Origin of the sequence: Microcoleus sp. S13_C3 (genome assembly GCF_036700905.1) — a bacterium.
In the GTDB taxonomy this organism is placed as follows: Bacteria; Cyanobacteriota; Cyanobacteriia; order Cyanobacteriales; family Microcoleaceae; genus Microcoleus.
This window is the reverse complement of sequence record NZ_JAUBPT010000260.1, coordinates 1-6,528: the sequence shown is the minus strand read 5'-3', so window position 1 is coordinate 6,528 and position 6,528 is coordinate 1. Positions and strand designations below refer to the sequence as shown.

General features: G+C 44.2%; 6 protein-coding genes. 5 read left to right on the top strand and 1 reads right to left on the bottom strand.

Annotated features, from left to right (window positions below):
- The first annotated feature begins 294 nt into the window (after positions 1-294).
- The 5 genes from QUA16_RS35055 to QUA16_RS35035 all read left to right on the top strand — a co-directional run bounded on the left by QUA16_RS35055 (position 295) and on the right by QUA16_RS35035 (position 5,199).
- A complete protein-coding gene (locus QUA16_RS35055; protein ID WP_333109261.1) occupies positions 295-900 on the top strand; it encodes a molybdenum cofactor guanylyltransferase in 606 nt (201 codons plus the stop codon).
- Positions 901-1,040: 140 nt separating this feature from the next.
- Positions 1,041-2,216 (top strand): aminotransferase class V-fold PLP-dependent enzyme, encoded by a 1,176-nt coding sequence (locus tag QUA16_RS35050; RefSeq protein WP_333109259.1) that lies wholly within the window; start codon positions 1,041-1,043, stop codon positions 2,214-2,216.
- 585 nt (positions 2,217-2,801) lie between these two features.
- Entirely contained in the window at positions 2,802-3,149 is a 348-nt protein-coding gene (locus QUA16_RS35045) for a DUF6717 family protein (RefSeq protein ID WP_333048237.1), read from the top strand.
- Between the two features lie 14 nt (positions 3,150-3,163).
- The gene (locus QUA16_RS35040; RefSeq protein WP_333109258.1) at positions 3,164-4,513 is read left to right on the top strand and encodes an LCP family protein; all 1,350 of its coding nucleotides are present in this window, start codon (positions 3,164-3,166) and stop codon (positions 4,511-4,513) included.
- Between the two features lie 176 nt (positions 4,514-4,689).
- On the top strand, positions 4,690-5,199 hold the full coding sequence (locus tag QUA16_RS35035) for a pentapeptide repeat-containing protein (protein WP_333109257.1): 510 nt from the start codon (positions 4,690-4,692) through the stop codon (positions 5,197-5,199).
- Between the two features lie 127 nt (positions 5,200-5,326).
- Here the strand turns inward: QUA16_RS35035 and QUA16_RS35030 are convergent.
- Positions 5,327-6,528: S-layer homology domain-containing protein (locus tag QUA16_RS35030; protein WP_333109256.1), on the bottom strand; the 1,202-nt coding region annotated here is incomplete at its 5' end.

Here is a 6,528-nt window from a genome sequence, read left to right as displayed (position 1 = left end):
GACAGTTGACAGTTGACAGTTGACAGTTGACAGTTGACAGTTGACAGTTGACAGTTGACAGTTGACAGTTGACTACTAGACATCTCCAATAATGATTGTGGAACAGGCATTTTGCCTATTCAAAACAGACAATTCTTGCGATAACTAATGACTACTGACTACTGACTAATGACTAATGACTACTGACTACTGACTACTGACTACTGACTACTGACTACTGACTAACAACTAATGACTAACAACTAATGACTAACAACTAATGACTAACAACTAATGACTAACAACTAATGACTAATGACTAATCATCAAATTGCCGTAATTGTGCTTGCAGGCGGTCAAAGTTCGCGGATGGGTAGGGATAAAGCTATGCTGGAAATTGAGGGGAAATCCCTATTGCAGCGGGCGTTGGAAGTTGCCACATTTGTAACCCCCGAAGTTTATGTTCTGACTGCTTGGCCCGATCGCTATCGATCGACCTTAACCGAAACATCCCAATTTCTGGTAGAGTACAATCCGGGCTCCGGCCCCTTGGTGGCATTGACTCAGGGATTGACAGAAATTGCCGCCGAGTGGATTTTACTGTTAGCTTGCGATTTGCCTTTGTTGGATGCCCAGATTATTCTGAAGTGGGCAAGTCAGTTAACAGAGTTTCCCCCATCAACTTTAGCAGTTGTGCCTTATCAAAATTCGCGCTGGGAGCCTTTGTGCGGCTTCTATCGCCAACAATCTCTGCCCAGCTTGCAAAGTTTTATTGACAAAGGGGGACGTTCCTTTCAAGTGTGGTTAAATCAAATTCCCTCAATCCCTTTACCTGTAGGGGAACGAGAAGCAGTAATGTTATCCAATTGCAATACATTAGAAGAGTTTGAGCAATTAAAAGGTAAAATGGTTAACGGTTGACAGTTGACAGTTGACAGTTGACAGTTGACAGTTGACAGTTGACTGACTAATGACTAATGACTAATGACTACTGACTAATGACTACTGACTAATGACTAATGACTAATTACTAATGACTACTGACTAATGACTAATTACTAATGATTAACGAATATTGGTTGCTCGATCGCAATATAACTTTCCTCAATCACGGCTCTTTTGGGGCCTGTCCGATTCCCGTACTGGAAGCGCAAACCGCTTTTCGGGAACAACTGGAAAGAGAACCTTTGCGCTTTTTAATGCGGGAATTTGAACCATTGTTGGATAATGCCAGAAATCAGTTAGCAGCATTTATTGGTGCGGCTGAGGATGACGTGGCGTTTGTTCCGAATGCGACGACGGGAGTAAATGCAGTTTTGCGATCGCTCTGTTTTTCTCCGGGCGACGAATTGCTAACTACAAATCAGGAATACAACGCTTGTCGCAACACACTTAACTTTGTAGCCGAGCGTACAGGCGCTAAAGTAATAGTAGCAGAAGTCCCCTTTCCCATTGAGTCACCCGACCAAGTTATTGAAGCAATAATTAAGTGCGTTTCACCGCAAACAAAGTTAGCTTTATTAGACCACGTTGTCAGCCAAACAGGTTTAATCTTTCCCATCAAACAGTTAGTCGGCGAGTTAGCTAATCGTGGCGTGGATGTATTGGTAGACGGAGCTCACGCGCCGGGAATGGTAGCACTAAATTTAGATGAAATTGGCGCGGCTTACTATACGGGAAATTGCCACAAGTGGCTGTGCGCGCCCAAAGGTGCGGGCTTTCTGTATGTGCGGCGCGACAAGCAAGATTCCATTCGCCCAACTACAATCAGTCACGGTGCTAATTCACCGCGTGCTGATAAATCGCGCTTTCAATTAGAATTTGACTGGATGGGAACTGTCGATCCGAGTCCCTATTTGTGCGTACCTGTAGCTATTGATTTTATGGGTTCTTTGTTGAGCGGCGGCTGGCCGGAATTGAGGGCAAAGAATCATGCTTTAGCATTGGCAGGGAGAAAAATATTGGCTGACAAATTAGATTTGCCGCTGCCTTGTCCTGATGAAATGGTGGGTTCGATGGCAGTTGTCCCTCTGGCAGACGGCCAGTCTGATGAGGTTGCAAAGGGAGGAATTCCACCTTTGCAAGAGGCGCTGTGGGAGATTTTTAAAATTGAAGTTCCGGTGATTCCTTGGCCGGATGCTAGTAAGCAGTTGGTGAGGATTTCGGCTCAGTTATATAATACTTTGCCACAGTATCAATATTTAGCTAAGGCGCTGGTTGAGCTGACGAGAATTTGAGCTGGATTTTCCCGAAAACAAACATAACACCCAACTACAAACCTTTAAATGTTTGTAGTTAGGGTGTCCGTCCTCATAGTTTGGGTGAATAAAAACTATTCGTCATTACTACAAAGGTAATAAGGGTTATAAAACTAGGCACAATTAAAAGAAAAAATCCTGCAATGAATCACCCTTAAGCGTCTTTGATTTGGCTACCATTTACCGAAACTAAAAAAAATAAAAAAACAGCTCTAAAGCCCGAAATGCCTAGACTTCACCAATCCGCCCAACCCAAACAAAGTTTGTAAATAACCCGCAAAATTTCCTAAGTTAAAACAGGGTTGTCAAATCGGATAGTGAACAACTTCCGCGCAACAGAATATAATGCAATACGCTTGGGCTAAAACTGTTTATTCCTCGGAGATTCCTTGCAGCATCCCCCTGGTTGTTGGGGAGTAGGGGTTGACTTTGAGCAAGTTCTTGTTCCCCCCTTTTTAAGGGGGGTTAGGGGGGATCGGCCTTAACTAAACGGTATTAGAATATAATGTATCAACAGTTGCATTTTTGCAGACAAAACAAAGGAAATGAAAAGAGGCGAATACCATGTCCAATGCAATGATGGTAATTTACCCCTATCGCGAACAGTACACCTGGGTTTTTGACGACGAGCGAGTCGGACTTGTCCGAGAACCATTTGTTCAGGGCGTCCCCGAAATGATTAACGCGCTTGTCGCAGACATTCCCAATGCCGCTCAAGGTTTCCGACTTTTATTTTCAGCCAATCCATTTCCCGGATATCAAGCAGAAATGCTGTGGTTGAAAGCAGAATACGGCGGTAACTGGTATCGGTGGGAATCGAAAAATCTCGAAGGCTGGCTGTGTCCGGCTATGTTGAAATACTTTCCAGAAGCACCGCCCAAGTTTTACTGCAAAGCTGAAAAACTGCAATAACCAACAGCAAGTCAATGAAAAACTTGTCCATTTTTAAAAGAGACTTTGTTACACCAGTCGATCAAATCTCTCGAAAAAAGCCTAAATTATTCCTGTATATAGTGGGGCTATTTTTCCTAGTTTTCACAGCCGCCATCTCGGCTACATTGGGGGCAATTACCGCCCTTTTAGCGCCCGTGGAACCCCCAATTATCAATAGAGTATTAGAGGCGACTGGTTTTGACTATCTATCCTCCAACCGCTCTGGATACCGCCTGTCGCGGTCAGTTAATATCTTGATATTGGGAATTGACGGCGTGCCCGAAGTTGCCACCAATTCCCCTAAGATATTTAACGGTCGCAGCGATACAATACTCTTATTCCACCTCGATCCTAGAGATAAATCTATTAGTTTGCTTTCAGTCCCACGAGATACTAAAGTCGAAGTTCCCGGAATTGCCTTCAGCAAAATTAGCGAAGCCAATGCTAGAGGAGGACCAGCTTTGGCGACGCGATTGGTTAGCAGTATGCTGAACAATACGAGAATTGAGCGATACGTGCGAGTCAGCAGCAATGCGTTTCAGGAATTAGTCGATTTGTTGGGCGGAGTTGAGGTATTTGTACCTCGCGCGATGTCCTATACAGATACCGCCCAAAAGTTAAAAATAAACTTAGGTCAGGGATGGCAAACTCTCAACGGAGAACAAGCAGAACAATTTGCTCGATTTCGCAACGACGGTTTAGGAGATATCGGCCGCATTCAGCGGCAGCAATCTTTAATTCAAGCTATTCGCGATCGCCTCGCAAGTCCATCAGTATTGGTACGCTTGCCACAAATTGTTCGATTGATGCAAAAATATGTGGATACAAACCTAAATTATGAGGAAATATTGACGCTAGCCAATTTCGGTTTGCAATTGGAGCGAGATAATTTTAAAATGGTAATGTTGCCTGGACGTTCTAGTTCAGAAAAAGGGGATTTGAGGAGTTATTGGATTGTAGATGCGGTCGGGCGCGATCGCATTATGACACAATACTTGAACCAGAGCGTGCCGGATTTTGAACAAGGACGAATTCGCAATCCCAGCGACTCCCTGTTGCCCAAAAACCTCAAAATAGCTGTCCAAAACGCTTCTAGCAAACCGACAACCGCCAAAACCGTTGCTGAATTTCTCACAAAAAAGGGCTTTTTTAATGTATCTGTAGTGCAGGATTCGCCCCAGAAGCAGCGTCAAAGTCAAATTATTGTTCAGCAAGGAGATTTAGAGGCAGCGAATTTACTGCAAAAAGAGTTAGGCGGCGGTAAAATTGAAGCATCTTCTACCGGTGAAATCAATTCTGACTTAACGCTTCGCGTCGGCGAAGATTGGGTAAAGCGATTTTAATTAATCATTAGTCATTAGTCATTAGTCATTAGTCATTAGTCATTAGTCAGCAGTTAACAGTCAACAGTCATTAGTCAGCAGTTAACAGTCAACAGTCAACAGTCAACAGTTAACAGTCAACAGTCAACAGTCAGCAGTCAACAGTCAACTATGTCCAATTCCCCATTCCCATCATCATGAAAAGTGTTTTCCGAATTTTCCTGAGCCTGGTTTTAAGTTTAGTGTTGGCTTTTGGGTGGGTGCTGCTGAGTGCTACTCCGGCATTTGCCTTGCCGAAAAAAAATATTAATTACACAAATATTAATTTGTCCGATCGCGATTTTTCCAACTCGGATTTAGCGGGCGGGACATTTGTCGCTGCTGAAATGCGGGGAACAAATTTTCAAGGTGCTGATTTAACTAATGCGATTTTGACTAAGGGAGTTTTGCTGAATGCCAACTTGTCAGGTGCCAACCTCTCCGGTGCTTTGGCAGATAGAGTTACATTCGACGGCGCTAATTTGACGAATGCTAATTTTTCCGAGGCAATTATGACTCGAACTCGGTTTTTTGATGCTGCCATTTCCGGCGCTGATTTTACTGACGCAATTATCGACGCTTATCAAGTGAGTATCCTGTGCGAGAAAGCAGATGGGGTCAATCCCGTGACGGGAGTTTCTACCCGCGAAAGTTTGGGATGTCCGTAGAAATTTACAAGTAAAAAAAATCCTGAGTAATTGTTTGATTAGATGCACCTGTAGCGAGGTAAAATACACAAATTAAAGCCCCTCTCCTGCAAGGCGAGGGGTTTGAGGAAATTTCCAAGTATCGGCTCTATCGAGCGCTACAAATGTCTGTGCTGGCAGTACCAACTACCAAATCGGAATTCAACAGCAAATCTAAATCGGTGTCGGGATTAACAGCATACAAATCGACTTTATCTCTACCCAAAAATACCCCGATCAAAGTCCCGATTCCCGCACCGCCGAGCACCTCTTCAGTCGCGATCGCCCGATCGCCCGTAACACCTGCAATCGCCGCCGCTGCTGCTGCACCCAAGGCCGTATTCTTAACCAGATTGCCAACATTAACGCCCTTGGTAACAGTTTCTTTCCTAGTAATCAGTTGCGAAGTGGCATTGAGAGGCACTCTGCTGCCGTTGAGTATACTTAATTCTTGAGCCACAAACTGAACGCCCGAAGCAGTCGATCGCAATTCGCCACTAATTTTCGAGCCTTCAGGAATCACTACTTGGCCATTATTACCCGTGATATCCGCAGCTACAGTCAGCGTAATCGGAGATTTGTCATTGGGGGCGAGCAAAATCTTGCCTTTTGCATACTCGATTGGGATAGTCACCCCCCTGGGAATTTGCACAGCAACAGACTCGCTAACATCAATCTTGGCAATGTAAGGAGAATTAATTGCTCTTGCTTGATTGGTACTGACTAATGTTTGATAGATAAAAGCAGCTACTTCAGCTCGTGTTGCTGACTTGTTCGGTTTGAGAGATTTAGGATTGGGATAGCTGACAACTAACTGTTTTTCAGTAGCAGCAGCAACGCTTTTGGCAGCATAATTTTGAATCTCACCCGCATCATTATAGTAACTGAGAACATCTTGAAAATTGCACGTAGGCTCATAGCCCATTCCGTTATTTAAAGCGACTACAACTTGAACGCGAGGAATCTGCTGTGTCGGCCTGAAAACATTGCCGGGATAGCCAGACATCCATCCCATTTCGTAAGCTTCGGCGATCGCCCCGCTTGCCCAAAAATTAGACGGAACATCGGCAAACCTTACAGCAGCGCGGGTTTTTGCCTTTTTCACAGAACGGATCATTGCCGCGAATTCAGCCCGCGTTACCGGTGCATCCGGGCGAAAACTACCATCGGGAAATCCTTTGATAATGCCTTTTTCTGACAAATCTTGAATAAAATCTTTTGCCCAGTAGTTATTATTAACCCACATTCCGCACTTCAAGTTGAAGTACGATAAAATAGAATACCGAAAAAGCCAAAAACCCGGATAATTCA

Excerpts from the sequence above, each read along its gene's own strand:
- QUA16_RS35055 (WP_333109261.1), top strand. The coding sequence starts at position 295 with ATGACTAATCATCAAATTGCCGTAATTGTGCTTGCAGGCGGTCAAAGT.
- QUA16_RS35050 (WP_333109259.1), top strand. The coding sequence starts at position 1,041 with ATGATTAACGAATATTGGTTGCTCGATCGCAATATAACTTTCCTCAAT.
- QUA16_RS35045 (WP_333048237.1), top strand. The coding sequence starts at position 2,802 with ATGTCCAATGCAATGATGGTAATTTACCCCTATCGCGAACAGTACACC.
- QUA16_RS35040 (WP_333109258.1), top strand. The coding sequence starts at position 3,164 with ATGAAAAACTTGTCCATTTTTAAAAGAGACTTTGTTACACCAGTCGAT.
- QUA16_RS35035 (WP_333109257.1), top strand. The coding sequence starts at position 4,690 with ATGAAAAGTGTTTTCCGAATTTTCCTGAGCCTGGTTTTAAGTTTAGTG.